The 27,000-nt window shown below is 67.7% G+C and carries 21 protein-coding genes and 1 pseudogene; 15 read left to right on the forward strand and 7 right to left on the reverse strand.

The features are described from left to right. Positions 1-140: 140 nt before the first annotated feature. A pseudogene (locus tag F1193_RS17755) lies at positions 141-242 on the forward strand (transcriptional repressor); the annotation flags it as partial. A 237-nt stretch (positions 243-479) separates the two neighbouring features. On the opposite strand, the gene F1193_RS05400 reads toward F1193_RS17755, so the two are convergent. From F1193_RS05400 to F1193_RS05410, 3 genes are all read right to left on the reverse strand, one after another. Then, positions 480-1,205 carry an alpha/beta hydrolase family protein gene (locus tag F1193_RS05400; RefSeq protein ID WP_150096662.1) on the reverse strand — a complete coding sequence of 242 codons (726 nt, stop codon included), beginning with the start codon at positions 1,203-1,205 and terminating at the stop codon, positions 480-482. A 147-nt stretch (positions 1,206-1,352) separates the two neighbouring features. Then, the gene (locus F1193_RS05405; RefSeq protein WP_150096663.1) at positions 1,353-1,940 is read right to left on the reverse strand and encodes a protein-S-isoprenylcysteine O-methyltransferase; all 588 of its coding nucleotides are present in this window, start codon (positions 1,938-1,940) and stop codon (positions 1,353-1,355) included. Beyond that, the gene (locus F1193_RS05410; protein WP_150096664.1) at positions 1,937-3,283 is read right to left on the reverse strand and encodes a hypothetical protein; all 1,347 of its coding nucleotides are present in this window, start codon (positions 3,281-3,283) and stop codon (positions 1,937-1,939) included. Before F1193_RS05410 ends, F1193_RS05405 begins: the two co-directional genes overlap by 4 nt. A gap of 477 nt (positions 3,284-3,760) precedes the next feature. Between F1193_RS05410 and F1193_RS05415 the strand changes: the two genes are divergently transcribed. The 9 genes from F1193_RS05415 to F1193_RS05455 all read left to right on the forward strand — a co-directional run bounded on the left by F1193_RS05415 (position 3,761) and on the right by F1193_RS05455 (position 17,246). Continuing rightward, entirely contained in the window at positions 3,761-5,116 is a 1,356-nt protein-coding gene (locus F1193_RS05415) for a hypothetical protein (protein WP_150096665.1), read from the forward strand. 340 nt (positions 5,117-5,456) lie between these two features. Next, positions 5,457-6,362 (forward strand): addiction module antidote protein, encoded by a 906-nt coding sequence (locus F1193_RS05420; protein WP_150096666.1) that lies wholly within the window; start codon positions 5,457-5,459, stop codon positions 6,360-6,362. 193 nt (positions 6,363-6,555) lie between these two features. Beyond that, a complete protein-coding gene (gene modA, locus F1193_RS05425; protein ID WP_150096667.1) occupies positions 6,556-7,443 on the forward strand; it encodes a molybdate ABC transporter substrate-binding protein in 888 nt (295 codons plus the stop codon). A gap of 550 nt (positions 7,444-7,993) precedes the next feature. Beyond that, positions 7,994-8,692: a molybdate ABC transporter permease subunit gene (gene modB / locus F1193_RS05430; protein WP_150096668.1), complete on the forward strand. Its 699-nt coding sequence runs from the start codon at positions 7,994-7,996 to the stop codon at positions 8,690-8,692. 404 nt (positions 8,693-9,096) lie between these two features. Continuing rightward, a complete protein-coding gene (modC, locus tag F1193_RS05435; protein WP_150096669.1) occupies positions 9,097-10,233 on the forward strand; it encodes a molybdenum ABC transporter ATP-binding protein in 1,137 nt (378 codons plus the stop codon). Positions 10,234-10,578: 345 nt separating this feature from the next. Next, the gene (locus tag F1193_RS05440; protein WP_150096670.1) at positions 10,579-11,610 is read left to right on the forward strand and encodes an acyltransferase family protein; all 1,032 of its coding nucleotides are present in this window, start codon (positions 10,579-10,581) and stop codon (positions 11,608-11,610) included. Positions 11,611-11,696: 86 nt separating this feature from the next. Then, entirely contained in the window at positions 11,697-14,732 is a 3,036-nt protein-coding gene (gene polA / locus F1193_RS05445; RefSeq protein WP_150096671.1) for a DNA polymerase I, read from the forward strand. Positions 14,733-14,913: 181 nt separating this feature from the next. Then, entirely contained in the window at positions 14,914-16,236 is a 1,323-nt protein-coding gene (locus F1193_RS05450; RefSeq protein WP_210247304.1) for an ArsB/NhaD family transporter, read from the forward strand. A 92-nt stretch (positions 16,237-16,328) separates the two neighbouring features. Further along, positions 16,329-17,246, forward strand: a complete 918-nt coding sequence (locus tag F1193_RS05455; RefSeq protein ID WP_150096673.1) for a sugar kinase — start codon at positions 16,329-16,331, stop codon at positions 17,244-17,246. Positions 17,247-17,719: 473 nt separating this feature from the next. Here F1193_RS05455 and F1193_RS05460 read toward each other — a convergent pair whose 3' ends face one another. Continuing rightward, on the reverse strand, positions 17,720-18,262 hold the full coding sequence (locus F1193_RS05460) for an SH3 domain-containing protein (RefSeq protein WP_150096674.1): 543 nt from the start codon (positions 18,260-18,262) through the stop codon (positions 17,720-17,722). 333 nt (positions 18,263-18,595) lie between these two features. Between F1193_RS05460 and F1193_RS05465 the strand changes: the two genes are divergently transcribed. Next, positions 18,596-19,594, forward strand: a complete 999-nt coding sequence (locus F1193_RS05465) for a 2-hydroxyacid dehydrogenase (protein ID WP_150096675.1) — start codon at positions 18,596-18,598, stop codon at positions 19,592-19,594. Positions 19,595-19,737: 143 nt separating this feature from the next. On the opposite strand, the gene F1193_RS05470 is transcribed toward F1193_RS05465, so the two are convergent. Next, positions 19,738-20,532 carry a HesA/MoeB/ThiF family protein gene (locus F1193_RS05470; RefSeq protein WP_150096676.1) on the reverse strand — a complete coding sequence of 265 codons (795 nt, stop codon included), beginning with the start codon at positions 20,530-20,532 and terminating at the stop codon, positions 19,738-19,740. Between the two features lie 116 nt (positions 20,533-20,648). Between F1193_RS05470 and F1193_RS05475 the strand changes: the two genes are divergently transcribed. The 3 genes from F1193_RS05475 to arfB all read left to right on the forward strand — a co-directional run bounded on the left by F1193_RS05475 (position 20,649) and on the right by arfB (position 22,744). Beyond that, positions 20,649-21,551 carry a hypothetical protein gene (locus F1193_RS05475; protein ID WP_150096677.1) on the forward strand — a complete coding sequence of 301 codons (903 nt, stop codon included), beginning with the start codon at positions 20,649-20,651 and terminating at the stop codon, positions 21,549-21,551. Positions 21,552-21,641: 90 nt separating this feature from the next. Next, positions 21,642-22,313, forward strand: coding sequence for an MBL fold metallo-hydrolase (locus F1193_RS05480; RefSeq protein ID WP_150096678.1), 672 nt, complete (start codon positions 21,642-21,644; stop codon positions 22,311-22,313). An 11-nt stretch (positions 22,314-22,324) separates the two neighbouring features. Next, complete coding sequence (gene arfB, locus F1193_RS05485; RefSeq protein ID WP_150096679.1) at positions 22,325-22,744, forward strand: alternative ribosome rescue aminoacyl-tRNA hydrolase ArfB; 420 nt, start codon at positions 22,325-22,327, stop codon at positions 22,742-22,744. Between the two features lie 230 nt (positions 22,745-22,974). Here the strand turns inward: arfB and F1193_RS05490 are convergent, their stop codons facing one another. Both F1193_RS05490 and F1193_RS05495 read right to left on the reverse strand, forming a co-directional pair. After that, positions 22,975-25,077, reverse strand: a complete 2,103-nt coding sequence (locus F1193_RS05490; RefSeq protein ID WP_150096680.1) for a M3 family metallopeptidase — start codon at positions 25,075-25,077, stop codon at positions 22,975-22,977. Between the two features lie 584 nt (positions 25,078-25,661). Beyond that, positions 25,662-25,910 (reverse strand): Lrp/AsnC ligand binding domain-containing protein, encoded by a 249-nt coding sequence (locus F1193_RS05495; RefSeq protein ID WP_150096681.1) that lies wholly within the window; start codon positions 25,908-25,910, stop codon positions 25,662-25,664. A gap of 295 nt (positions 25,911-26,205) precedes the next feature. Here F1193_RS05495 and thiM point away from each other — a divergent pair, with 295 nt between their 5' ends. Next, entirely contained in the window at positions 26,206-27,000 is a 795-nt protein-coding gene (gene thiM, locus F1193_RS05500; RefSeq protein WP_150096682.1) for a hydroxyethylthiazole kinase, read from the forward strand.

Below are 27,000 nucleotides of genomic sequence, written 5' to 3' on the forward strand. Positions count from 1 at the left end.
TTGATGTCGCGAGGATCGTGAACTTGGCGGAAAATCGAGATGAGAGCCTGCATGGGAGCCTCCCCGAATCGAGAAGCCTCATGAATGAATCCTTCTCTACCTCCCGCGCAATGCCCTTATACTCATCTGCGATTCCCCTGCCCAGCGCGGTGACCCTGGAGCGGACGCCCGAGCCGCCAGCCGGCTATGAGGTGGCGCGCGTCGACGTGGTCGTGCGGCTGCGGCGCAAGACCGCGAGCTGACGCCGCCTCAAGCCGAAGCCGCCTCACAAGTTGAAGCCCCCGAGCCGACCCGGACACGGGCCGCGTCTCGAAGAGAGCCCGCATCATGCCAACGGCCCCATGCGCTGACGCGTGGGGCCGTTGGCATTGTCGAACAAGGGGTTTTCGGCAGGATCGCTTCCGGGATTCCCAACGGATCAACCGGCAACCGTCTCAAAACCCGGCCGTTCGGGTCGGGCTCGACGGCGCCGGCGACGATCAGTGCGTCGTCGCGGGAGCCGCGGCCGGCACGCCGGCGGTGGTCGAGGCCGGGGCCGTTCCGGTCACGTCGGTTGCCGGCTTGGTCGCGTCCTTGACGGTGTCGGGCGCGGGCTGGGCGGGCTTCCTCCGCTTGCGCGGCGGCGCCTTGAGCGCAACGATCCGCGCGATCACCTCCTCATGGAGCTGCGGCGACTTCTCGATGTTCAGGTGGCCGAGGTCGCTCTTGCCCTCGAGGTCGAAATTGGTCAGCGAACCCTTGAAGCCGTGGCCCGAGCGGACCGCGTTGCAGCAGCCGGAGAGGTAATAATTAACCGCCTTGGTGACGTTGCGCGGAACGGTCTGGTAGCCGACCGGGTCGAAGCTGACGACCAGCGACACCGGCACCTTGGCCGCGGCCAGCCGCGCGGCCATCGGATAGACCGCATCGGCGCCCAGCGAGTGGCCGACCAGCACCACCGGCCCGCGCCAGCCGGCGGCGCGGCGGGAGACGATTTCATCGGCGAGGGCGTCGGCGTCGGCGTGGTTGGCGACGGTGGCCTGGATGCCGCGGCGCGACAGCTTGTCGGCGAGGTCGTCGAGCCCGAGCGAGAACACATTGGCGAGCCCGCGCAGGAGATACACCCGCGTCTCGCTGGTCTGTGCCGGCGGGGCCGCCTGGGCGGGGGCGAGAGCGAGGCAGGCGAGGGCGCCGACTGCGAGGAAAAACCGCTGGAATCCGAGCATGTTCTGACGAATCCGTAGCCGCCGGAAGGTTGCGCTGGGGCGAATCCCCTCATACCCACCGGCGCCGTCAAACGCCAGCGCCGAAACGAGGCGGCGAACGTTCGCCGCAGACGTGTTGCCACGGCGCAACGCGTGGCGGCCACGATGTCAATACAGGCCCGGAAAGATTCGCGCCGTGCGCTTCATGTATTCGCGATACTGATCGCCGAAGATCGACAGCATCATCGCCTCTTCGCGCGCGACCCGGCCGAAGAACAAAATACCGAAACCGACGAGACCGGCCGGACCTGCGATCCAATTCGGCAACAACAGCACCTGCGCCAGCGCCAACAGCCAGAACGCCGTGTACATCGGGTGGCGGACGTAGCGATAACTTCCCTCGGTCACCAGACTGTGCGAGTCGTGCAGCTCCAGGCTGACCGACCAGTTGCGGCCGAGGTCGCGGTGGCTCAGCCGGAACATCGCCAGCGCCGCCACCATCGCCACCGCTCCGGCCCCGGCCTGCAGCCAATGGAACGAATAGTCGGCGAAGGCGGGAAATCCGCTGAAGACATAGATCAGCGGAACGATGCCGAGGCCCGACAGCGAGCAGGCAAGCAGAAGCGTTTCGCGAAGATCGAACTGGGATTTGACGACCTTGTTCTTGCGCTTGTTGCGACGCTCATAGGGAAAGCGGATCACGTACCAGCCGACGCCGCCGATCAGCCACAGGATCTTGGCAAACTCCACCGTCATGATGCGGCCTCGGCTACCGGCGCGGCAGCGGCGCCCTCCGCACAAACGGCGGCCATCGCCGCATCCGGCGACAAAACCCGGGTCTCCAACGGCACGGGGCCGCACAAGATCATGAAGTAGTCGTAATGATAGCGGCGCTCGTTGCCCATCACGAACTGACGGTGCATGCGGAAGAAGTCGCCACGGAAGCGCCGGTAGGTCTCTTCCTTCAGCATGTTGCGGATACGCACCGTGCGCACCTCCGGCAGTCGTTCGACCTTCAGGCCCATCAACTGCGCCGGATTGCACTTGTAGAAATTGATGATGTCGACCAGCGCCTGATACTCGACCCAGAAAACCTTGGGACTGTTGGCGACGATACTGGCATCCTCGCGCAACTGCTTGGCCGCCGGGTGCAGGCCGATCTTGAGGATGGAGGAGCCGCAGGTCATCAGCGCCAGCGGCCGTTGCGGCGCCGTTGGCGAGGCTTGCGGCGTCGCCGGCGGGGCTTGCGGCGCCGTTGATTCGCCCTGCGGCGCCGTTTCGGCCGCCTGCGGCGTCGCACCCGCCGGCCGGTTTGCCAGCACGCGGGCCAGCACCTCCACCATCAGCGCTGCGCCCAGGCTGTGGCCGATCAGCACGACCTCGTCGGCCTTGGTGGTGGCGAGGGCCTCGGTCATCGACGTCGCGAACTGGTCGAGCCGCGCGTCGAGGTCGGGCCGCCGGCCGCGCACCAGGTCGCGGGCGAACGACCAGTCGTCGAGGATATAGGCCAGGAACAGCCGGTTGCGCACCATCAGGTAGAGGATCCACACCACCGTGAAGGCGGCCGGGAAGCCGAGCAGCGGCGCGGTGGAGGCCTTTCCGGCATACCAGATGCCCGCATAGATGCCGGCGGCGGCGATCAGCCCCAGCAGCACCAGCGGATAGAGGAAAAACAGGCCGTAGCGGAAATTGCAGCGGATGTAGCGGAACAGCGTGCCGGTCAGCACGAAGTCGGCCATCGCCATCACCCCGTCGAGGATGCGCCGCGGCTCGGTGCGGCTGAAATCGGCCGCCACCACCTCGTGCCAGTCGAGCAGCCGCAGTTCGGTGTCCACCCGCCAGTCGGGCGCCACCGTCTCCACCGTCCAGCGCGGCACCGGCCCGTCGAGCCCTTCGGCCTCCGACACCGTGGCCTTGACGCCCCAGGTGGTCTCGAACCGGCCGATCTCGCGCACGAAGCGGGCGTGCTGCTTCTCGGGCGGCAGCGGCTCGTAGCCGGTGATGACAAAGGCCAGCCGCCGGGTGACGCGCGCGTCATCGGCGCTGCAAGGACCATCGGCACTGCGGGGGTGATCGGCACTGCGGGATTCGGACGCCATCGGATGCACCTCCAAGCGGTGGTGAGGCGAGAGGTACCCGCCGCCCGCGGCCGCGGCAAGGCTGGGCCGGCCGTTTGCACGAAGAAAAGGCAAAGGGAAACGGCCAGGCGGGGGCGCGTGACAGAAATCCTGAAGTCCGGGCAACGTCGTTGCGGCGGCGCACGAAACGTTGCCCGAGTGATGCTTCCGCTTGAGATCCGCCGAACCTGATAAGATGTGCCCGGCGCACCGCTCCATGGTACGCATTCGATATGGGCGGGAAGTTCGTACGCGCCCGCGCGTTACAATGCCGCGTGCGAAATTCAGCGCCGGCGACACAGCTGCCGATAGCCAAGGCATTGCAGAGTCAGCTAGTAATTCCATGTTGGAGCTTGGGAGGCGGGCGGCTTGCGGGGAGGTCGCGCGTGGGCGGGATTGCTGTCGATAGAACGCCGCGCCGAAATCACGAAGCAGGCCGCTGCCGCAAGGTGGCGGAAAATGACAGCTGAAATTGCAATCATCAATAAATCTGCGATCGCCCTTGCCGCAGATAGTGCTGTGACAATCACAACGGGCACCAGGCAGGAAAAGATATTTGACACTGCAGACAAGTTATTTGAACTGTGCGACCATAATCCGATAGGTATTATGATTTACAATGGGATGAGTTTTGCTGGGACGCCGCTTCCGTCGCTGATTAAATTGTTCAGAACAAAATCGTGTGGATACGACAAGGTAGAGGTAGCGGCGTCGGCGTTTCTTGAATTTTTACAAAATTATGGCGCGTCAGCTCCAGAATCCGCTAAGAACAGCGACGCAATTCACACAATAAGCCGAAGGTTATTAAAAATTCGCCAAGAAGCTGCCGACGCATTTGAAAAAGAGCTTGGAGGATATTTAGAAAATAACAAAAACCCAACACAAAAGGGAATCGCTGCATTCGGGAACTCAATTATTAAGCGCCTCGCGGATGAATACATAATCATATTGAAAAAACAAGATGACGCACTATTTATGGATGGCGATTTCACCCTTACGGAAAAATTGCGCAGCAATATTGTCGAATGCATATCACGCCTATTTCCTGATACATCTAAAATTACGAAAAATAAGCTATTTCAAGTTTCTGAGCTTTTGTTGTCAAAAAGTGTCATGTCTGACTCAGCCACCGGCATCGTTATTGCGGGATTCGGCACAGACGAGATTTTCCCCACGCTTGTGTCGTTTGAGGTGGACGGAATAATCGGCAGCAAGTTAAAGTATATAAAAACCAATCACGTAGATATTGATATAATTGACGGCTCAACAAGTCGAGCGACGGTAATACCGTTTGCACAAAAAGAAATGGTTGAGAGGTTTTTATACGGCCTTGATGAAAAAATACAAACCGATATTGCGGACTTCTGTGAAAGTACAATTTCGAGCATCGCTGAAAAAATACTGGAAAAGATAGAATTTGCAGATCCAAAGGGAGCTGACGTTATTCAAAAGGTGGTTGAGGCGGCAGAGGCGGCGTTCGCGAATGGACTAAAAATGCATGCTTTTGAAGCTATTAGAAACAGGTCGCGAGCGCAGATTGAGGACATGGTAGAATTTATGCCAAAGCAAGAGTTGGCCGATATGGCGGAGGCGTTAGTTAATCTTACGTCGATCAAGAGGCGAGTTTCCCGCGGGATGGAGACGGTCGGTGGTCCCATTGATGTGGCTGTGATTTCTCAATCCGAGGGATTCGTATGGGTTAAGCGTAAGCATTATTTTTCACCCGAGTTGAACTCGAGGTACTTCCAACGCGTTGAACGGTTGCTAGCTCATAAGATGGAGAGCGCTCATGCTCAGAATGAAAAATCTCGATGAACTGGTGAAGCGTGAACAGCAGCGCAGGAAGAACCTATCGCGAGTGGAACTAATGGACGATGAATTGAGGAAGGCCACTCTAGACACGAAAAAGCGTATACACCGCATCTTCGACGCGAAAGTTAAGTCACAGCTAGCAGTCAAGCTGGGCCGCGGCGCTTGAAATCATGATTCAAAAGTTAATGGAAAACGAATGTTAAGCATGATTTCTCCGAGGAGGTGCGGGCATCGGTCCTTAGTATCGCGCGTGAAAGACCATCAATTCACATTATAACGTGAGCAACCAGAGGCGCCAAGAGCGTGGCCAGCAAGTTGCACGGCGTCTCGTCGGGAAATGACGATGAATACCATCTTCATGGGAGGCTCTCGCCACGTCTCCCGGCTTCCCGCCGAGGTCAAGGCGCGCATCGACAATGTCGTCGCAAGCGGACATCAAGTGATCGTCGGGGATGCGAACGGCGCCGACAAGGCCGTGCAGAAGCACCTGTTCGACCGGCGCTATCCAAACGTGACCATCTTCTGTTCGGGTGATGCGCCCCGGAATAACGTCGGTGCGTGGCGGACGCGGCCCGTCGCAGTCCCGAAATCGGTCAGAGGCTTCCAGTTCCACGCCGCCAAGGACCGGGAAATGGCGCAGGAGGCCGATTTCGGCTTGATGATCTGGGATGGCAGGAGCCCCGGCACCGTCCTGAACGTGCTGCGCCTTGCGCTCGCGGGAAAGATCGCGGTCCTGTTCGATGTGCCGGGAAGGGACGTCGTCAACATCAAGACGGCCGACCAGTTGAGGCTCTTCCTCGCCCGATGCAGCCAGGAGCTTCTCGCCGACCTGAAGGCGCGCGCCACCGCCGACGAATGGCGGCTCGTCGAGAACGACCTCCAGCCGTCCCTGTTTGCGCCCGCAGACGGCGCACCTGCGGACCTCGCGGCGGGCATGGCGGATTCGGGCGAACCTGCCCCCCCGCCCCCGTCGCTCGACGAGCCTCTGGCGCTGCTGAACGATGCGCTTGCACGGGGCGATGCGACCGCCGCCATGATAATATTGGGGGCCATCGCCCGGGACTGCGGCATGAGCCGGATCGCGCGCGAGACCGGCCTCGCACGCGAGAGCCTCTATCGTTCGCTCGATGCCAGGGGCAATCCCGAGTTCGCGACCGTCGTGAAGGTGCTGTCCTCCATCGGCCTGCGCTTCGAAGCGAAATCCGGTGGCGTGACGTTCTTCCCGGAACCAACCCGCGCCAGCGGCTGACCGGCGCATGCCCTCCGGGGGGCATGAAGACCGTCGCGGGATTGCCTCGATTTGATGGATCAGCGATCGGGGCGGTCGTCGCCACCCCCGGTCTCCTCGGCTCGGCGTTCCGATCCCTCGTCAGCCGAGCCTGAGCCGTGTTGCGCCGCGCGCTATATTCGGTAGAAAATAGCGCATCACGAAAGGATATCCCATGGCTTGGACACCCACCCGCCGCATCGCCTCCGTCGCCCTCGCCGGTCTTCTCGCGCTGGCGCTCCAGCCCGCGCTGCCGTCGCTCGCCAAGGACGCCAAGGACGCCAAGAGCGCCAAGGAGCCGGCCAAGGAAGCGGCCACGGAAGCGGCCACGGCCGCCGAGCCGGCTGCGCCGAAGGGGCAGGCGCCGGTGCTGGTGTTCGCCGCGGCGAGCCTGACCACCGCCTTCAACGCCATCGGCGCCGCCTGGGAGAAGGAAAGCGGCAAGAAGGTGTCGTTCTCCTATGCCGCCTCCTCGGCGTTGGCCCGCCAGCTCGAATCCGGTGCGCCGGCCGACGTCTTCGCCTCGGCCGACCTGCGCTGGATGAACTGGGCCGCCGAGAAGAAGCTGATCAAGGAGGGCAGCCGCGACACCCTGCTCGGCAATGCGCTGGTGCTGATCGCCCCGCTCGACGCCGCGACCGACCTCAAGATCGCCAAGGGCTTCCCGCTCGCCGCCGCGATCGGCGATTCGCGCCTTGCCACCGGCGCCATCCCCGCCGTGCCGGTCGGCAACTACGCCAAGCAGGCGCTGAGCGCGCTCGGCGTGTGGGAGGCGGTGGAGCCGAAGATCGCCGGGGCCGAGAGCGTGCGCGCGGCGCTGGCGCTGGTCGCCCGCGGCGAGGCCAGGTTCGGTATCGTCTATGCCACCGACGCCAAGGCCGAGCCCAAGGTGAAGGTGGTCGACACCTTCCCCACCGACAGCCACGACCCGGTGCTCTACCCGATCGCGCTGACCGCCAATTCGGCCAACCCGGACGCCGCGGCCTTCGTGGCCTTCCTGCGCTCGCCCACCGCCGAGAAAATCCTCACCGGCCAGGGCTTCACCATCGTGCCGAAGCCCTGAGCCATCATTGCCCTGAGGCCGGGGCCTGAGGGCAAGAGCGTGAGGGCCGGTCGGAGCAGCCCAGATCGGCCGACCTTCTCAGCCCTCTCGGAACAGAGGTAAGAGAGATTCGTCGATCCCGCGGCGGATGATGCCGTTTCGGGTTATGAGATCGGCTCTTTCTTCCCTCTCCCCTTGCGGGAGAGGGTGGTGCGGCCGAGCGTCAGCGAGGTCGCGCCGGGTGAGGGGTCCCGTCCAAGCTTGCTCGATATCACCCCTCACCCGCCTCGCGATCCTTGATCGCTCGGCACCCTCTCCCGCAAGGGGAGAGGGAAGACACGGGTTCTGACCGGGTAGATGGGTGACAGTTCAGACCGACGACATGGGTGACAGGTTTAGAGATCGGCGGGGAGGACTTGCGGATGATCCCGTCGTGATCCCTGCAACACTTTCGCCGAACGCCCTCGTTCAATAACGGCATTTTCGGCAACCGGGCGACGAAGCCCCGACCCGCTCACCGGCACCCGGCCTGACCCGGCGGCCGCCGCAAACGCAGAGGACGCCCCGCCCGATGGGGACACTGACCGCAGACGAATGGGTGGCGATCCAGCTCAGCCTCAAGGTGGCCGGCGTCGCGACGCTCGCCAGCCTGCCGCTCGGCATTGCCGTGGCGCTGCTGCTGGCGCGCGGCCGCTTCCCCGGCAAGACCGTGCTGGACGGGCTGGTGCACCTGCCGCTGGTGCTGCCGCCGGTGGTCACCGGCTACATGCTGCTGCTCACCTTCGGCCGGCGCGCGCCGGTCGGCAGCTTCCTGGAGAGCAATTTCGGCATCGTGCTCTCGTTCCGCTGGACGGGTGCGGCGCTGGCCTGCGCGGTGATGGGCTTTCCGCTGATGGTGCGGGCGATCCGCCTGACCATCGAGGCGGTCGACGCACGGCTGGAGCAGGCCGCCTCCACGCTCGGTGCCCCGCCGCTGTGGGTGTTCGCCACCGTCACGCTGCCCCTGGCGCTGCCCGGGGTGATCGCCGGGGCGGTGCTGTGCTTCGCCAAGGCGCTGGGCGAGTTCGGCGCCACCATTACGTTCGTGTCGAGCATTCCCGGCGAGACGCGCACCATTCCGGCCGCCATCTATGGCTACACCCAGGTGCCGGGCGCCGAGATGGCGGCGCTGCGGCTGTCGCTGGTCGCCGTGGTCATCTCGCTCGCCGCGCTGGTGGCCTCCGAACTCATGGCCCGCCGCAGCGACCGCCGCGGCGTGCGGGTCGAGTGATACGGTTTCCGGCTGATCAAGCCGGAGAACCGTATTCCGATCGCCGAAAAATCCCTTCAACTCAAGGATTTTTCGGCGAGGGCGTTTCCGGTATCCCGAAGGGATCAACCGGAAACCGTATGACGGTTTCCGGGCGATGCGTTCGGCCCTTTCTTCCCTCTCCCCTTGCGGGAGAGGGTGGCGGGAGCGAGCGAAGCGAGGTCGCGCCGGGTGAGGGGTAAATCTTCCAGGGTCCGTCCGCATCCACCCCTCACCCGCCTCGCGATCTTCGATCGCTCGGCACCCTCTCCCACAAGAGCCTGCGCCCGGGCGCGCGCAAGCGCGGCCCGGGTGGGAGAGGGAAAGAGAGCGCGGCTCCTGGCAGAGACTTTTCCGAGCCGGTCAACCGGAGACCTTGTGACGCGATGATCCGCTTCGATTGCCACCACGTGCAGGGCGCGTTCGCGCTCGACGTCGCCTTCGAGGCCGAGGGCGGCATCACCGCGCTGTTCGGCCATTCCGGCTCGGGCAAGTCGACCGTCATCCGCCTGCTCGCCGGCCTCGCCCGGCCGCAGCGCGGCCACATCGAGGTCGACGGCACGGTGCTGCTGGACACCGCGGCCGGCCGCAATGTGAAGCCGCACCGCCGCCGGCTCGGCCTGGTGTTCCAGGATGCCCAGCTCTTCCCGCATCTGTCGGTGCGCACCAATCTCGGCTATGGCCGCTTCTTCACCCCGGCCGCCGGCCGGGTGGTGGCGTTCGATCCGGTGGTCGAGGTGCTGGGCATCTCCCACCTGCTCGACCGCCGGCCGATGACGCTGTCGGGCGGCGAGCGCCAGCGCGTCGCCATCGGCCGGGCGCTGCTGGCGAGCCCGCGCCTGCTCCTGATGGACGAGCCCTTGGCCTCGCTCGATTCCGACCGCAAGCTGGAGGTGCTGCCGTTCATCGAGCGGCTGCGCGACGAGTTCGCCATCCCCATCGTCTATGTGTCGCACGCGGTGGAGGAGGTGGCGCGGCTGGCCGCGCGGGTGGTGAAGCTCGAAGCCGGCAAGGTGACGGCGATCGGCCCGCCGGCCGAGGTGCTGGCGCCGACCCTCTACGCCACCGCCGCCGACCGCTTCGAGGCGGTGTCGGTGATCACCGGCCGCGTCACGCGCTACGATCCCGAGTACGCGGTGACGCTGGTCGCGCACCCGGCCGGCGAGATCGTGGTGCCGGGGCGCATCGAGCCGGCCGCGGGACCGGTGCGCATCGCCGTGCGCTCGACCAATGTGACGCTGGCGGTCGGCCGGCCCGGCGGCGTCAGCGTGCGCACGGTGCTGTTCGGCACGGTGGAGCGGGTGGAGACCGATGGCGGCCCGTTCGCGCTGGTGGCGGTGGCGCTGGCCGGCGGCGACCGGCTCTATGCCTATGCGACGCGGCTGGCGCTCGACTCCCTCGGCCTCGATGTCGGCGACGAGGTGCAGGCGCTGGTGAAGAGCGTGTCGATCGACGAGCGCACGCTGCCGCGGCTGGTCCAGTCCGCGCCGCCGCGCGAAGACGCGGCCGCGCCGCGCCGCTGACGCGGGATCAAGTCAAATCCGCGCCGATCGAAAGAGCCTCCGTTCACCATGCCGGGCGTCTGTCCGCGCGCGCTGGAGCATTCTCCGCAAAGGCGGGCACCGGTTTTGCGAAAAAGAATGCGATAATTCAAAAACTTAGAGCGTCCGCTTGATCCAATCGGATCGGTGGACGCTCCAGGCGGCGCGGCATGGTCTTTGCGGCTTTGGTCACCATTGCACCGGCACTGTACGGGGGCGGGACTGGAGTCGTCCGCCGCACGGGCGCGAACCGGCCTTGCGGACAGGGAGGCGACAGCACCGGGCACGGGGGTTTCGGCGAACGGCGCGAAGGACCGGATGGCGCGGATGACGGCAACAGGCGTGGCGAGCGGCGGGCGGGTCGATTGGGTCGACTACGCCAAGGGCTTCTGCATCGTCTTCGTGGTGATGATGCATTCCACCTTCGGCGTCGAGGCCCAGCTCGGCCGCGAGGGCTTCATGCACCCGCTCGTCGAGTTCATGACGCCGTTCCGCGTGCCGGATTTCTTCCTGCTGTCGGGCCTGTTCGTCGGGCGGGTGATCGACCGCGACTGGCGCACCTATCTCGACCGCAAGGTGGTGCACTTCGTCTATTTCCTGCTCCTGTGGTCGGCCATCGTGTTCCTGGTGAAGGGGCTGCTGTTCGGCGGCGCCTCGCTGATGGAGCTGCCGCTGGCGCTGGCGATGGCCTTCGTCGAGCCGTTCGGCACCTTGTGGTTCATCCACATGCTGCCGATCTTCTTCATCGTCGCCCGCCTCACCCGGCGGCTGCCGATGCCGCTGGTGCTCGGGGTGGCGGCGGCGCTGGAGATCGCCCACATCGACACCGGCATGTTCGTGGTCGACCAGTTCTGCGCCCGCGTCGTCTATTTCCTCGCCGGCTACTATGCCTGCCGCCATGTCTTCGCGCTCGCCGCCTGGGCGCAGGACCACGTCCGCCTCGCCCTGGCCGGGCTTGCGCTGTGGGCGGTGGCGGAGGCGCTGGCCGTCCATCTCGGCATCTCGGCGCTGCCGGTGGTGTCGCTCATTCTCGGCATGGCCGGGGCAATGGCGGTGGTGGCGGCCTCGGCGCTGATGGCCGGGCGCGATGTGTTCGCCCCCTTGCGCTATTGCGGCCGCAACACGCTGGTCATCTATCTCGCCTTCTTCCTGTTCATGGCGACCAGCCGCGTGGCGCTGATCAAGCTCGGCCTCGTCACCGATGCCGGCTGGCTGTCGGTCATCGTCACGCTGATCGCCGTCACCGGGCCGCTGCTGCTGCATCTGGCGGTGAAGAACACCCCGGCGCGCTATCTGTTCGTGCGGCCCGAGGCGTTCAAGCTGGTGCCAAGCCGCCCGAAGCTGCAGCCGGCGGAGTGATCCCCATCCTGGCGGCGGCGGCCGGGACTCGCCACCGGCGCCGCGCGGTCTATGATCCGGGCCCAATTTGAGACCCGGATCCCTTGATGACCGATACCCCCGCCCGCGGATTGAAGCCCGGCGACCATGTCTTCCTGGTCGACGGGTCTTCCTTCGTCTTTCGTGCCTATTTCCAGTCGATGAACCAGGACCGCAAGTACAATGCGCGGTCCGACGGCCTGCCGACCGGCGCGGTGCGGCTGTTCTGCACCAAGATGTTCCAGTTCGTGAAGGACGGGGCGCTTGGCATCAAGCCGACCCACCTCGCCATCGTCTTCGATCGGTCGGAGAAGACCTTCCGCACCGAGATCTATCCCGACTACAAGGCCCAACGGCCCGATCCGCCGGCCGAGCTGGTGCCGCAGTTCCCGCTGATGCGCAAGGCGGTGACGGCGTTCGGGCTGGAGCCGATCGAGCTGGAGGGGTTCGAGGCCGACGACCTCATCGCCTCCTATGCCCGCGAGGCCACGGCGGCCGGCGCCAAGGTGCTGATCGTGTCCTCCGACAAGGACCTGATGCAGCTCGTCGATGGCTCCGTCGCCTTCTACGATCCGGAATCGGGCATCAAGGGCAAGCCGGGCTACCGGCCCGAGCGCCTCCTGCACGCCGCCGAGGTGGCCGAGCGCTGGGAGGGCACGCCGCCCGGAAAGATCCCCGACGTGCAGGCGCTGGCCGGCGATTCGACCGACAACGTGCCGGGCGCGCCGGGCATCGGCATCAAGACCGCGGCCCAGCTCATCGCCGACTATGGCGACCTCGACACGCTGCTGGCGCGCGCCCACGAGATCAAGCAGCCCAAGCGCCGCGCCACCCTGACCGACCCCGAGATCATCGACAAGATCCGCCTCTCCAAGCGGCTGGTGACGCTGGACGTCAACGCGCCGCTGCCGGTGCCGATCGAGCGCCTGCGGCTGGTCGCGCCCGAGCCGAAGCCGCTGATCGGCTTCTTCAAGGCGCTCGATTTGACCCTGCTGACCAAGCGGGCCGGCGAGATCTACGAGGTCGACCCGAGCCAGATCGACCCCGACCCCGACCTCGCGCCGGGCGGGGAGACCTCCGACCGCCTGCTGGCGCTGATCGGCGCCGGGCCGGCGGCCGAGGGCGAGCGCGCCGAGGTGACGGCGACTACGGGCGGCGCGCTGCCGGCGGCAAAGCCCGCGGCACGCCCGGCTGAGGCGCGCGAGCTGACCCCGGCGGCGCTGGCCAAGGCGCGCGCCGCCGCCATCAAGGCCATCCCGTTCGAGCCGTCCCAGTATGAGACGGTGTCCACGCTTGAGGCGCTCGACGCCTGGATCGCCCGCATCCTGGACGCCGGCGCCGTGGCGCTGGGCGCGGTGCTGTCCGGCGCCGACCCGATGCGGGCCGAGCTGGTGGGATTGGCGCTGGCGGTCGAGCCCGGCCGGGCGGCCTACATCCCGCTCGGCCACGTCTCCGGCGAGGGCCTGTTCGGCGACGGCCGGCCGGCGGGGCAGCTCGACGCGGCTGCGGCGCTGGCCCGGCTCGGGCCGCTGCTGGCGGATGGCGCGGTGCGCAAGATCGGCCACGACATCAAGGGCCTCAGCGTCGTGCTGGAGCGCGCCGGCGTCGCCTGCGCCGCGCTCGAGGACGTCATGACGGTGTCCTACGTGCTCGACGCCGGCCGCGCCGCGCATGACCTCGTGTCGCTCGCCCGCCACTGGCTGGGCTTCGAGCCGAAGAGCCGGCAGGAGGTCACCGGTTCCGGCAAGGCGGCGCTGCCGATCGAGCGCGTCGCCATCGACGACGTCCGAGCCTTTGCTGCCGGCGCCGCCGACGCCGCGCTGCGGCTGTGGCGGGTGCTGGAGCCGCGCCTCACAGCCGAGGGCATGAGCCGGGTCTATGCGCGGCTGGAGCGGCCGCTGCTTCCGGTGCTGGCGCGCATGGAGGCGCGCGGCATCGCCATCGACCGGCAGGTGCTGTCGCGGCTCTCCGGCGAGTTCGCCCAGAAGGCGGCAGCGCTGGAGGCCGAGATCCACCAGCTCGCCGGCGAGAGCTTCAATGTCGGGTCTCCGAAGCAGATCGGCGACATCCTGTTCGGCAAGATGGGCCTGCCCGGCGCCACGAAGACCGCGACCGGCGCGTGGTCGACCAAGGCCACCATCCTCGACGAGCTCGCCGAGCAGGGCTTCGACCTGCCGGCGCGCATCCTCGACTGGCGCCAGCTCACCAAGCTGAAATCGACCTACACCGACGCGCTGCCGGCCTACGTCAATCCGGCGACCGGGCGCGTGCACACCTCGTTCGCGCTGGCCGCCACCACCACCGGCCGGCTGTCGTCGTCGGAGCCCAACCTGCAGAACATTCCGGTGCGCACCGAGGACGGCCGCAAGATCCGCAAGGCCTTCGTCGCCGCCGAGGGCTGCCGGCTGGTGTCGGCCGACTATTCGCAGATCGAGCTTCGCCTGCTCGCCCACGTCGCCGAGATTCCCCAGCTCATCCAGGCCTTCGCCGACGGCATCGACATCCACGCTTTGACGGCGTCGGAGATGTTCGGCGTGCCGGTGGCCGGCATGCCGCCGGAGGTGCGCCGGCGCGCCAAGGCCATCAATTTCGGCATCATCTACGGCATCTCGGCGTTCGGGCTTGCCAACCAGCTCGGCATCGGCCGCGAGGAGGCCGGCGCCTACATCCGCAAGTATTTCGAGCGCTTCCCCGGCATCCGCGACTACATGGAGGCGACCAAGGCGTTCTGCCGCACCCATGGCTACGTCGCCACGCTGTTCGGCCGGCGCGCGCACTATCCCGACATCAAGGCGTCGAACGCCTCGGTGCGGGCGTTCAACGAGCGCGCCGCCATCAACGCGCCGCTGCAGGGCTCGGCCGCCGACATCATCCGCCGGGCGATGATCCGCATCGAGCCGGCGCTCGCCGCGGCCAAGCTGTCATCGAAGATGCTGCTGCAGGTGCACGACGAGCTGGTGTTCGAGGTGCCGATGGACGAGGTCGAGCCGATGATCCCGGTCGTTTGCCGGGTGATGACCGAGGCGGCGCTGCCGGCGGTGGCGCTGAAGGTGCCGCTCAAGGTCGATGCGCGCGCCGCCGCCAATTGGGACGAGGCGCATTGACGCGGTTTCCGGATGATCCGCCGGAGACCCTATGAATCCTGCGCCCGTGCCCGCCGGCCCGAGTTGACAGCGGCCAAGGGAATGGCGGAGCTTGCGGTTCCGCCGCGCCGGGTTCGACGGGCGGCGGATTTTTCCTTGATCAGGGGCTGTTTCACCCATGCATGGCGGATCCGGCACGCTCGTGCCGCACGTGATTTTCGGCCTCGATCCGCTCTGGGTCTCGACCGCCGTCCTCGCCACCACCTACGCACTGATCATCAGCGAGAAGGTCAACCGCGCCATCGTCGCGCTGCTCGGCGCCGGCCTGATGATCGTGGTCGGCGTGCTCGATCAGGCCGAGGCGGTGCGCGGCATCGACTTCAACACCATCGGCCTGCTCACCGGCATGATGATCCTGGTGTCGATCTCGCGCCGCTCCGGCATGTTCCAGTATGTCGCGGTGTGGGCGGCGAAGAAGGCTCACGCCAGCCCGTGGGGCATCCTGCTGCTGCTGCAACTGGTCACGGCGGTGCTGTCGGCGCTGCTCGACAACGTCACCACCGTGCTGCTCATCGTGCCGGTGACGCTGGCCATCACCCGCGAGCTCAAGGTGCCGGCCTATCCGTTCCTGTTCGCCGAGATCTTCGCCTCCAACATCGGCGGCACGGCGACGCTGATCGGCGATCCGCCCAACATCCTGATCGGCTCGCTGGTCGGGCTCGACTTCAACGCCTTCATCTATCACCTGGCGCCGGTGGTGGTGGTGGCGCTCATGGTGCAGGTGGCGATGATCCATCTGCTGTGGGGTCGTGCGCTCGTGGCCGCGCCGGCGGATCGCGCCCACGTCATGGAGATGCGGGAGATCGAGACCATCGAGGACTGGACGCTGCTCAAGCAGTCCCTCGGTGTGCTCGCCCTCACCATCCTCGGCTTCGTCTCGGCCCGCTTCATCCACCTGGAGCCGGCCTCGGTCGCGCTCGGCGGCGCCGCCACATTGATGCTGCTCGACAATTGGCGCCACCATGGCGAGAGGGCGGCCGCCAACATCCACAAGACGTTCTCCGACGTCGAGTGGATCACCATCTTCTTCTTTCTCGGCCTGTTCGTGGTGGTGCACGGCGTCGAGGCCGGCGGCCTGCTTGGCCTGCTCGGGCGCGAGCTGGTGGCGCTCACCGGCGGCGATCTGGCGCTGACCGGCTACGCCATCCTGTGGGCCTCGGCGGTGCTGTCGGCGATCATCGACAACATTCCGTTCGTCGCCACCATGATTCCGCTGGTCAAGACCATGGCCCCGGCCTTCGGCGGGCCCGAGCACATCGAGCCCCTGTGGTGGTGCCTGTCGCTCGGCGCCTGCTTCGGCGGCAACGGCACGCTGATCGGCGCCTCGGCCAATCTCACCGTGGCCGGCATCGGCGAGCGCAACGGCGTGCCGTTCCGCTTCGTGACCTTCACGCTCTACGCATTCCCGATGATGCTGGTATCGATCGCCATCGCCCACGTCTATGTGTGGCTGCGGTATTTTTGACACGCTAGGCGCGCGGCCGTGGGGGGCGGCGCGTCTTGGACTTGCCTCCGTCAAATGAAGCGGCAAGTCTTGAGAGGACGGAGGTTCCCCCGATGGACGCACTCTTTATCGGCCACACATATATTGACGTCACCCTGCTGTCGAAGGTGATCCCGACCGGCGACGAGAAGGAGGTGGCGGACGACTACGCCGTCTCGTTCGGCGGCAATGCGGTGACCGCCGCCTTCTGCTGCTCCCGGCTCGGCATTCCCGCCGACCTCCTGTGCACATTGTCGGACGACTGGCTCGGCCACGTGTTCCTGGACATGGCCCACAAGTACGGCGTCACCGTCCACGGCCGCCGGGTCCAGCACGGCTCGCTGTCCTTCGTCATCCCCAAGGAGGGCAAGCGCGCCATCCTGCGCGCCCGCGACGACGTCTATCTCGAACGCTTCCCGGCCCTGAAGCTCGACGGCTGCCGGGTGCTCCATCTCGACGGCCACCAGTCGGACGCGGCGCTGCACTACGCCAAGGTGTGCCGCAAGCTCGGCATCCCCACCTCGCTCGACGGCGGCAACCTGCGCCCGAACCTCGAGGAGCTGATCGGCTATATCGACGTCGCGGTGGTCGCCGAGGCGCTGTGCGCCCAGATGAACCTGACGCCGGAGGAGATGCTGGCCTATCTCAAGCGCCGCGGCGTCAAGATCGCCGGCGTCACCATGGGCGAGCGCGGCATGCTCTGGTACGACGAGGCGGGCAAGGTGCAGACCCTGCCGGCGCTGCAGGTGCCGATGGACAAGGTGATCGACACCTCGGGCGCCGGCGACATCTTCCACGGCACCTATGTCTATTCCTTCCTCGCCTATCCCGGCGCGCGCTGGGAGGAGCACTTCATCCGCGCCCGCGCCGCCTCGGCCAATGCGGTGCAGCGGCTCGGCAATGAATCCAAGCTGCCGACCGAGGCCGACATCATGCACATGCGCGCGCTCTACGAGGACGACGCGATTCCGCTGCCCGTCGCCGCCCAGTGATACGGTTTCCGGCGAGACCGTTTCCGGTATCCCGAAGGGACCAACCGGAAACCGCATGAGGCGGTTTGCCGGAGGCTGCGCGCCCTGACATGAGGTGCTGGCGCTCGTTCCGTCGTCATCGCCGGGCTTGTCCCGGCGATCTCGATGGCACCGCGGCGGGGCCGGCAAAGAGGGCGGCAGGCGGATGACCAGGGTGTCGGGATCGCCGGGACAAGCCCGGCGATGATGGGGGCTGTTCCGGCCATGTCGCCTGGCCCCGCAGGTTCCCGTCCGCGCAGGCCGGCATAATACCAACGGCCGCGAAAGCGGACCGTTGGTTCCAGTCGCGGATTTTCGCGAAATCTTTGATTTCCCTAAAGAAAATCCGCGAGAGTCAACGGCCCCACGCGTCAGCGTTTGGGGCCGTTGGTATAAGTTGTTGATTTGTCGCAGTCTTTTCCGCAAGACCGGCGGTCGCGGTTGCGGCGGACGCTCTATTCGATGCTCTCGTTGGGGTAGACGCCCCACAGCCGGTCCTGCTGCACCCAGCCGTCGAACCCCTGGCCGCTGATCCGGCACCAGCCGCCGCGGCAGGCGCGCACGGCGCCCACCACCCCCGGCTCCAGGCGGGCGGCGATTCGCGCCTCCGCCGAGCGGTCGGCCCGCAGGATCACCGTCTCCTTGGACACCCACGGCGCCACCATCGCCGTGCGGCGGCCCGACAGCAGCGAGTGGTAGACCCAGCCTTCCTGGCCGTCGACGTCGCGGATCCGGCGCCAGGTCTCGAATTCGGCGACGATCTCCACCGGCAGGCGCGGGCGGGTGAACACCCAGGTGACGTCATGGTCGCGCGAAGGCCCGCCGCGGACATTCACGCGGTCGGCCTTGAGGCTGACGAAACGCGGAACGGGCAGCCCCGAATGGGTGCCGAGGTTGGTCTCCTCGGCCGGCCGCGCCGGCGCCGAGGCCTTGGTCGCGACCATTCCGGCCGCAGCGGCAGCCAGAGCTCCGATCAGCACCACAACCAGCCAACGCATCGATGGACACCCCCTTTGCGTGCGGCGTGCCGACCCGCTCCGTCTCGCGGGGTGGCCGAAAATTCCCTTCGAGACCGTTTCCGGTTGATCCCTTTGGGATACCGGAAACCGTATGGACCAGGATTTCGGCGCGACCGCTGCCGGGATCGGCCCCCGAAAGCTTCGTCCGGAAACCGTGTCGGGCACCGGGCCCTCGCCGGGCGCTCATGACACGGGTTCAGGAACCTGCCTTGAGTTTCCGACCCCGTCTGCTAGAGAGGGTTTGCCGTCCGCCGGCGGCGACAGTCGGCTCGGCCGGTTAAATTTGCCTTAATGGGCTCCGGAAGATCCCCGATGCCGGCCAAGAAAAAACCTCTGGTCATTGTGACGCGAACGCTGCCTGCGGTCATCGAGACCCGCTTGCGCGAGCTGTTCGACGCCCGCCTGAACGAAGACGACCACCCGATGACGCAGGCCGAGCTGGCCGAGGCGGTGCGGGAGGCCGACGTCCTGGTGCCGACCGTCACCGACCGGATCGATTCGGCGGTGCTGTCCCATGCCGGGCCGAACCTGAAGCTGATCGCCAGCTTCGGCACCGGCGTCGACCACATCGACGTGCAGGTGGCGATGTCGCGCGGCATCACCGTCACCAACACCCCCGGCGTCCTCACCGAGGACACCGCCGACATGACGATGGCGCTGATCCTCGCCGTGCCGCGCCGGGTCGCCGAGGGCCTGGAGGTGCTGGAGCACGGCGAGTGGCGGGGCTGGTCGCCGACCTGGATGCTGGGGCGGCGCATCTCGGGCAAGCGGCTCGGCATCCTCGGCATGGGCCGGATCGGCCAGGCGGTGGCGCGGCGCGCCCGCGCCTTCGGCATGCAGATCCACTACCACAACCGCCGGCGCCTGCCGGTGGCGGTGGAGGAGGCGCTGGAGGCCACCTATTGGGAGAGCCTCGACCAGATGCTGGCGCGGGTCGACATCGTCTCGGTCAACTGCCCGCACACGCCCGCCACCTACCACCTGCTGTCGGCGCGGCGGCTGAAGCTGATGAAGCGCGAGGCCTACGTCGTCAACACCGCGCGCGGCGAGATCATCGACGAGTCGGCACTGATCCGCATGATCGAGGCGGACGAGCTCGCCGGCGCCGGCCTCGACGTGTTCGAGAACGAGCCCGAGGTGAACCCCAAGCTGATCAAGCTCGCCCGCGCCGGCCGCATCGTCATCCTGCCGCACATGGGCTCGGCGACGCTGGAAGGCCGCATCGACATGGGCGAGAAGGTGATCGTCAACATCAAGACCTTCATCGACGGCCACCGCCCGCCCGACCGCGTGCTGCTCAGCATGCTGTGAGGACGACGATCCCCGGCCGGGCGTCGCGCACCTCGACGATCGAGAGCATTCTCCGCAAAAGCGGGACCCGGTTTTGCGAAAGAGAATGCGACGACTCAAGACCTTAGAGCGCCCGATCTGATGCAGTCAGATCGGGTCGCGCTCTACCCGCGATCGGCCGCCCGGCCGGTCAGCGGGTTGTCGGGATCCCAGCGATAGGCCAGCGTCTCGAAGCGCATCAAGCGCGCGTCGATCATCAGGAGCCGGCCGACCAGCGGCTCGCCGAAGCCGACGATCGCCCGGATCACCTCCAGCGCCATCAGGCTGCCGGCGACGCCGGCCAGCGCGCCGAGCACGCCGGCCTCGCTGCAGGCGGGCACCGCGCCGGGCGGCGGCGGGGTCGGGAACAGGCAGCGATAGGTGGGGTTCGGCTCGCCGTCCGGCCGCGTCTCGAACGGCCGCAGCGTGGTGAGGGTGGCATCGAACGCGCCGAGGGCTGCGGCGACCAGCGGCCGCCGCTCCAGGCAGCAGGCGTCCGACACCGCATAGCGGGTGGCGAAATTGTCCGAGCCGTCGGCCACCACGTCCCAGCCGCGCACCAGCGCGCGGGCATTGTCCGCATCGAGCCGCTCGGCGAACGGGATCACCGCGACGTGCGGGTTGAGGCGGGCGAGCGCGGCTGCGGCGCTGTCGGTCTTGGCCCGGCCGAGATCGTCGGTGCCGTGCAGCACCTGGCGCTGCAGGTTGGACAGCGACACCGCGTCGTCGTCGACGATGCCGAGCGTGCCGACGCCGGCCGCCGCCAGATAGAGCAAGAGGGGCGAGCCGAGGCCGCCCGCGCCGATCGCCAGCACCCGCGCGCGCTTCAGCGCCTGCTGGCCGGGGCCGCCGACCTCGCGCAGCACGATATGGCGCGCATAGCGCTCAAGCTCTTCGGCGGACAGGCTGGGAGCAATCATAATGCCCTGATATCCGCCTTTGCCGCGGTCGAACAGGCGTTCGTCACCGGTCCGGTAACCAATTGGTAAGGGGAAAAAGGTTACTTGAAGGTGAACGTTTCCGGTGGAAGGGCGCCATGAGCAAGCGGCGGGGCATGTACAAGGAGTACATCCAGATCCTACCTGCGGCCGACTCCGGGACTGTGACGCCGGTGGTCTCCGAGGAAGGCTATGTCGGGCTGCGCGCGGTTGCGCCGGCCGAGGCGCCGGGGACATCGCCGGCCTCCGCCGAGGGTGCGGAGGATCCGCCCTGCGAGCCGCGCGCTCCGCACGTGCTGACCGCCCCGATGGTCGAGCTCCGCCTGCCGCCGCCGGGCCGGGCGCGGCGGCCGGCCGCCGTGCCGAAGAACCGCCGCGCGCCGACCGAAGGGCGGGTCGCCCTCATCGCCGCCACCCTGGCGCTCGCACTCTCCACCGGCGCCCTGACCTGGACCATCCTCAGCCAGCCGCGCGCCAGCGCCGACATGGCCACGCTCGCCGCCGCGCTGGCCGAGGTGCAGGCCCGCGTCGCCGCCGCCGACGGCCAGGCGCAGGCGACCGACGCCCGCCTCGGCCGGATCGTCGAGCGGCTGGAACGCACCGAGCAGGCCCAGGCGGAGGTCGCGAGCCAGCTCGCGACGCTCGATTCCGGCCTCGACGGCCGCATCGCCACCGCCGCCAAGGCCGCGCTCACCGCCGCTTTGCCCTCGCCCAACATCGTCACCGCCTCGCTGTCGCTGCGGCCGAGCGTCGAGCCGCCGCCTGCCCAGCCGATCCGCCCGGTCGAGCCGGCGCCGGCGAAGCGGCCGGTCGCCGCCGGCTGGGTGCTGCGCGAGGCCGCCGACGGCACGGCGCTGGTGGAAGGCCGGCGCGGCATGTTCGAGGTCGGCGTCGGCTCGCCGCTGCCCGGCCTCGGCCGGGTCGTGGCGATCGAGAAGCGCGACGGCCGCATGGTGGTGGTCACCCCGCGCGGCCTGATCGTGCCGCCCGAGGCGGACTGAGCGCACAGGTTCGGCCGCCGAATCGCCCTTGACCGCCGGCCTGCCGGACTGCGACACGGAAGGGCTTCCTCCGTCGCAGAAAGGCGCCCGATGACCTCCTCCGACTCGACGCCCGCCCTCAAGGTTGCGGTGGTGCCGGTGACGCCGTTCGAGCAGAACTGCTCGATCGTGATGTGCACCGCGACCGGCCATGCCGCCGTGGTCGATCCCGGCGGCGATCTCGACACCATCCGCGAGGCGCTGGCCGAGCTTGGCGTCACGGTCGACAAGATCCTGCTCACCCACGGCCATATCGACCATGCCGGCGGCGCCGCCGAGCTGGCCGACTCCCTCGGCGTGCCGGTCGAGGGGCCGCACCAGGCCGACCAGTTCCTGCTCGACGCCCTCACCACCCAGGGCAACATGTACGGGCTCGCCGGCGCCCGGCCGGTGACGCCGACCCGCTATCTCAAGGACGGCGACACCGTCAGCGTCGGCGAGCTGGTGTTCGACGTGCTCCACGTGCCCGGCCACAGTCCGGGCAGCGTGGTGCTGGTCGATGCCAAGGATCGCTTCGCGCTGGTCGGCGACGTGCTGTTTCGCGGCTCGATCGGCCGCACCGACTTTCCCTACGGCGACCACGCCCAGCTGATCTCCGGCATCAAGACCAAGCTGTTCGCGCTCGGCGACGACCTCGTCTGCCTGCCCGGCCACGGCCCGGCCACCAGCATCGGCGAGGAGCGCGCGACCAACCCGTTCCTCGACGGACCCGATTGCGATTGATCTTTGCCCCGATGATCCCGGTCACCGCCACCATTTCGCTCGATCCGCGCGAGATCGAGGAGACCTTCGTGCGCGCGGCGGGGCCGGGCGGCCAGAACGTCAACAAGGTGGCGACCGCGGTCGAGCTGCGCTTCGATGCGCTGCGCTCGCCCTCGCTGCCGGCGCCGGTGATCACAAGGCTGCTGCGGCTCGCCGGCCGGCGCGCCACCAAGGACGGCGTGGTGGTGCTGAGCGCCCAGCGCTTCCGCACCCAGGAGGCCAACCGCGCCGACGCGCTGGCGCGGCTGGTCGAGCTGATCCGGCAGGCGGCGGTGGAGCCCAAGCGGCGGCGGGCGACGCGGCCCACCGCCGGCTCGGTCAAGCGGCGCCTGGAGGCCAAGGCGAAATCCGGCGCGGTCAAGCGCCTGCGCGCCCGGCCGGAGGCGGACTGAGACGCTTCATCTGGTCGCCTCGTCGTCCCGGGCCGAGCGGAGCGAGGACCCGGGACCGTCGTCAGAATGGATCGCCTCGCTCGGCGTCGTCCCGGGTCGCGCGCGCTCAGCGCGCTTGCGCGGGACGACGATCTTCCCCTGAAGCATTCTCCGCAAACGAGGGAACCGATTTTGCGCAAGAGAATGCGACAATTCAACAGCCTAGAGCATCTGCCGGATCGGCGGATGCTCTAGGCGGCCTCATCCAGCCCGCGCTTCTTCAGCAGCGCCGCGGTGGTCGGCAGCCGGCCGCGGAAGGCGATATAGGCCTCGGCCGGGTCGCGCCGGTTGCCGGCGGCGTAGATGAAGCGGGAAAGCCGCTCGGCGGTCGCCGGGTCGAACACGTTGCCGGCCTCCTCGAAGGCGGCAAACGCGTCGGCGTCCAGCACCTCGCTCCACAGATAGGAATAATAGCCGGCCGAGTAGCCGTCGCCCGTGAACACATGGGCGAAGTGCGGCGTGCGGTGGCGCATGGAAATCTCCGCCGGCATGCCGATGCGGGCGAGCTCCTTCGCCTCGAAGGCCAGCGGATCGAGGGCTGCTGTGTCGGTCAGCTCGTGGAAGGCGAGGTCGACCAGCGCGGAAGCGACATATTCCACGGTTGCACAGCCCTGGTTGAAGGTCTGCGCCGCCTTGATGCGCGCGATCATCTCCTCGGGCATCGGTGCGCCGGTGGCGTGGTGGCGGGCGAACACCGATAGCACCTCCGGCCGCGACAGCCAGTGCTCGTAGAGCTGCGAGGGCAGCTCGACGAAATCGGTGGCGACGTCGGTGCCGGCGAGGCTGGGATAGGTGACGTCCGACAGCATGCCGTGCAGCGCGTGGCCGAACTCGTGGAACAGCGTGCGGGCGTCGTCGAAGGAGAGCAGCGCCGGCTCGCCTTTGGCGAAGTTCATCACATTGACGATGATCGGCCGAATGTCGCCCTTCAGCTTCTCCTGCGTGCGGAAGCTCGACATCCAGGCGCCCGAGCGCTTGGAGGTCCGGGCGAAATAGTCGCCGAGGAACAGCGCGACGTGGCGGCCGTCCCGCGTCACCTCGAAGGCGCGCACATCGGGATGATAGACCGGCACGTCGGTCCGCTCGGTGAAGGCGAGGCCGAACAGGCGGGACGCGGTGTCGAACGCCGCCGCGATCACCTGGTCGAGCGGCAGATAGGGCTTGGTCGCCGCCTCGTCGAGGTCGAAGCGGGCCTTGCGCAGCTTCTCGGCATAGTGGCGCCAGTCCCAGCCGGCGATGGTGCCGTTGAAGCCCTCCTGCTCGGCGAGGCGCTGCAGGTCGCAGAGCTCGCGCAGCGCGCGGGCCTTGGCCGGCGCCCACACCTCCTCCAGGAGCGCGCGCACGGCCTGCGGCGTCCGCGCCATGGTGTCGTCGAGCTTGTAGGCGGCAAAGGTCGGGTAGCCGAGCAGGCGCGCCCGCTCCAGCCGCAGCGCCACCATCTCGGCCACCAGCGCGCGGTTGTCGGTGGCGCCGCCCATCTCGCCGCGGCGGATCCAGGCGTCATAGGCCTGCTGGCGCAAATCGCGGCGGGTCGAGAAGGTGAGGAACGGCTCGATCGAGGAGCGCGACAGCGTGATCGCCGCCTTGCCGGGGTGGCCGCGCTCGGCGCCGGCCCGCAATGCTGCGTCGATGACGAAATCCGGCAGGCCGGCGCGGTCGTCGTCGGTGTCCAGCACCAGCGTCCAGGCCGCCTCGTCGGCCAGCAGGTTCTGGGCGAACTGGGTGCCCAGCGTCGCCAGCCGCTCGACGATCGCGGCCATGCGGGCCTTGCCGGCGGGGTCGAGCCTCGCGCCGGCACGGATGAAGGCGAGGCGGGTGCGCTGCAGCAGGCGCTGGGCTTCCGCGTCCAGCCGGTCCTTGCCGGCCTCCAGCGCGTCGATGCGCTGAAACAGCCGGGCGTCGGTGAAGATGGCGGCGTGGTGGGCGGCGAGCCTCGGCGCGATGTCGCGCTCGATCGCCTGCAGCGCCGGATTGGTGTCGGCGCTGCTCAGATTGAAGAACACGTTCGCGACGCGGGTGAGCAGCCGGCCGCTCGATTCGAGGCCGAGCAGCGTGGCCTCGAAGCTGGGCGGCGCGGGGTCGGCGGCGAGCGATTCGATCTCGGCGCGGTGGGCCTGGAGGGCGGCCTCGAAGGCCGGCGGGAAATGCTCGGGGCGAATCGCCGAAAACGGCGGCAGGCCGAACGGCGTGGACCAGTCGGCGAGGAGCGGGTTCGGCGTCCGCGCGGGATCGAACAAGTCGAGATCGGGCAAGTCGGGATCGAACAAGTCGGGATCGGGCAAATCGCTCTCCATCGGTGTGTCGATGGAGAAGTGGGCGCCGAATCGCCCGGCGGCAAGGATTTGCGCTGCGGCAAGGATTCGCCCGGCGCAAAGGTTCGCCCGGTGGCAAGCTCTCGGGACTTGCGAAGGCGGGTCGGGCCGGGACAGGCGGGTCGGGTACCAGGGCCGGGGCACGGCGGCGTCCGAAGACGCGAATGGCCGGGATGACCCGGCCAAACGAGGAGAAAGCCCTCAACGCCCAGAAACGAGGCCGGCAATCGCAAACGACGCCGCCACCCACAAACCAAGCCGGCGCTTACAACGAAGCCGACGTTTACAGCGAAGCCGAGGCTCACAAATGAAGACGGCCAACGCTAAGGCTGATGCGCGTACATCCGGCGTCATCTGCCCTCAGCGTGGCCGTACACCAGCGTCGCAACTTAATGCGCCGCCGATGGATGCAATATGGAGAGCGAGTGCGTCGCCCGCAAGACGGTGGGATGTCAATTTGACGACATCGATGCCGCACCTGCCGCCGCGGGTCTTCTCCGCGGGTCTTCTCCGCGGGTTTTCGCCGCGCGGCCATTCCGCAGCGTAAGCCTTACCGGGCGCAAGCCTTACCGGGCGCCGGTGAACGCCTTGAAGGTGATGATCGTCTTGGTGTCCTGGATGCCCGCAATGAGCTGCACCTTCTCATTGACGAAATGGCCGATATCGGTGCCGGCCGGGACGTAGAACTTCACCAGCAGGTCATAGTCGCCGGCGGTGGAGTAGATCTCCGAGGCGATCTCGGCGTCGGCGAGGGCGTTGGCGACGTCATAGGCTCGGCCGAGGTGGCACTTGATCTGAACGAAGAACGGGATCATCGGAAAGCTCCAGCGAGTTGCGCGACAGCACCACAGCCGGCCCGCCAGCGCAAGCGGCGCGAGGGCGGGCGCCGTCCCAGGCACCGAGGTCTCCCTGGATCGGCGTCCCCTTCGGATGACGCCCCGCGGGTTGACTTGCGTCCGCGGGATCGGACCACTAGGGACTGACGGGCCGCGCGGATCCCCGCCGGCCGACCCGCCGAACCCATGACCGGGCATGCCGGGGGAGGGACTCCGGGATGAACATCAGGCACCGCCGCTTGGCGGCCGAATCGCTGCCGGCGGAAGGACGCGCATGAACGCCCGGCCGCTGGCGAACACCGCCGCCGACATTCTCGACCGCGTGCGCGAGCGCGCCCCGCGCGTCCACTGCATCACCAACACCGCAGCCCAGGTGCTGACCGCCAACCTGCTGCTGGCGGTGGGCGCGGTGCCGTCGCTGACCATCTCGGCCGACGAGGTCACGGCCTTCGTGTCGGGCGCCGATGCGCTGCTGGTCAATCTCGGCACGTTCGACGCGGCCCGGCGCCAGGCGGCGCTGATCGCGCTCGACGAGGCCGACGAGAGCCGCATCCCCTGGGTGCTCGATCCGGTGTTCTGCGACCGCTCCGCCGCGCGGGCCGCCTTCGCCCGCGACCTCGCGGCCCGCGAGCCCGAGGTGGTGCGCGCCAACCGCGCCGAGGTCGCGGCGCTGACCGGCCAGGACGTCGAGGACGTCGAATCGGCGGCGTTCGACCGCTTCGCCCTCGACAATCTGACCGTGCTGGCGATGACCGGGCCGACCGACATCGTCACCGACGGCACCAAGCGGACGGCCATCGCCAACGGCCATCCGCTGATGGCGCGGGCGACCGCGGTGGGCTGCGCCGGCACGGCGCTGATCGCCGCCTGCCTCGCGGTGGAGGACGATCCGTTCGTCGCCGCCTGCGCCGGCCTGCTGGCGCTCGGCGTTGCCGGCGAGATCGCGGCGGCCGGGGCGCGCGGCCCCGGCACCTTGGTGCCGCGGCTGATCGATGCCGTCTATCTTCTCGACCGCCACACGCTGGCGACCCGCGCCAAGGTCGCCGGCCCGCTCGACGTGAAGCCATGA

The sequence above is a fragment of the Blastochloris sulfoviridis genome (assembly GCF_008630065.1).
GTDB lineage: Bacteria > Pseudomonadota > Alphaproteobacteria > Rhizobiales > Xanthobacteraceae > Blastochloris > Blastochloris sulfoviridis.

Excerpts from the sequence above, each read along its gene's own strand:
- F1193_RS05490 (WP_150096680.1), bottom strand. The coding sequence starts at position 25,077 with ATGGAGAGCGATTTGCCCGATCCCGACTTGTTCGATCCCGACTTGCCC.
- F1193_RS05455 (WP_150096673.1), top strand. The coding sequence starts at position 16,329 with ATGGACGCACTCTTTATCGGCCACACATATATTGACGTCACCCTGCTG.
- F1193_RS05400 (WP_150096662.1), bottom strand. The coding sequence starts at position 1,205 with ATGCTCGGATTCCAGCGGTTTTTCCTCGCAGTCGGCGCCCTCGCCTGC.
- F1193_RS05475 (WP_150096677.1), top strand. The coding sequence starts at position 20,649 with ATGAGCAAGCGGCGGGGCATGTACAAGGAGTACATCCAGATCCTACCT.
- F1193_RS05405 (WP_150096663.1), bottom strand. The coding sequence starts at position 1,940 with ATGACGGTGGAGTTTGCCAAGATCCTGTGGCTGATCGGCGGCGTCGGC.
- F1193_RS05495 (WP_150096681.1), bottom strand. The coding sequence starts at position 25,910 with ATGATCCCGTTCTTCGTTCAGATCAAGTGCCACCTCGGCCGAGCCTAT.
- F1193_RS05470 (WP_150096676.1), bottom strand. The coding sequence starts at position 20,532 with ATGATTGCTCCCAGCCTGTCCGCCGAAGAGCTTGAGCGCTATGCGCGC.
- F1193_RS05410 (WP_150096664.1), bottom strand. The coding sequence starts at position 3,283 with ATGGCGTCCGAATCCCGCAGTGCCGATCACCCCCGCAGTGCCGATGGT.
- thiM (WP_150096682.1), top strand. The coding sequence starts at position 26,206 with ATGAACGCCCGGCCGCTGGCGAACACCGCCGCCGACATTCTCGACCGC.
- modC (WP_150096669.1), top strand. The coding sequence starts at position 9,097 with ATGATCCGCTTCGATTGCCACCACGTGCAGGGCGCGTTCGCGCTCGAC.
- modA (WP_150096667.1), top strand. The coding sequence starts at position 6,556 with ATGGCTTGGACACCCACCCGCCGCATCGCCTCCGTCGCCCTCGCCGGT.
- F1193_RS05415 (WP_150096665.1), top strand. The coding sequence starts at position 3,761 with ATGACAGCTGAAATTGCAATCATCAATAAATCTGCGATCGCCCTTGCC.
- arfB (WP_150096679.1), top strand. The coding sequence starts at position 22,325 with ATGATCCCGGTCACCGCCACCATTTCGCTCGATCCGCGCGAGATCGAG.
- F1193_RS05440 (WP_150096670.1), top strand. The coding sequence starts at position 10,579 with ATGACGGCAACAGGCGTGGCGAGCGGCGGGCGGGTCGATTGGGTCGAC.
- F1193_RS05480 (WP_150096678.1), top strand. The coding sequence starts at position 21,642 with ATGACCTCCTCCGACTCGACGCCCGCCCTCAAGGTTGCGGTGGTGCCG.
- modB (WP_150096668.1), top strand. The coding sequence starts at position 7,994 with ATGGGGACACTGACCGCAGACGAATGGGTGGCGATCCAGCTCAGCCTC.
- F1193_RS05420 (WP_150096666.1), top strand. The coding sequence starts at position 5,457 with ATGAATACCATCTTCATGGGAGGCTCTCGCCACGTCTCCCGGCTTCCC.
- F1193_RS05460 (WP_150096674.1), bottom strand. The coding sequence starts at position 18,262 with ATGCGTTGGCTGGTTGTGGTGCTGATCGGAGCTCTGGCTGCCGCTGCG.
- F1193_RS05465 (WP_150096675.1), top strand. The coding sequence starts at position 18,596 with ATGCCGGCCAAGAAAAAACCTCTGGTCATTGTGACGCGAACGCTGCCT.
- polA (WP_150096671.1), top strand. The coding sequence starts at position 11,697 with ATGACCGATACCCCCGCCCGCGGATTGAAGCCCGGCGACCATGTCTTC.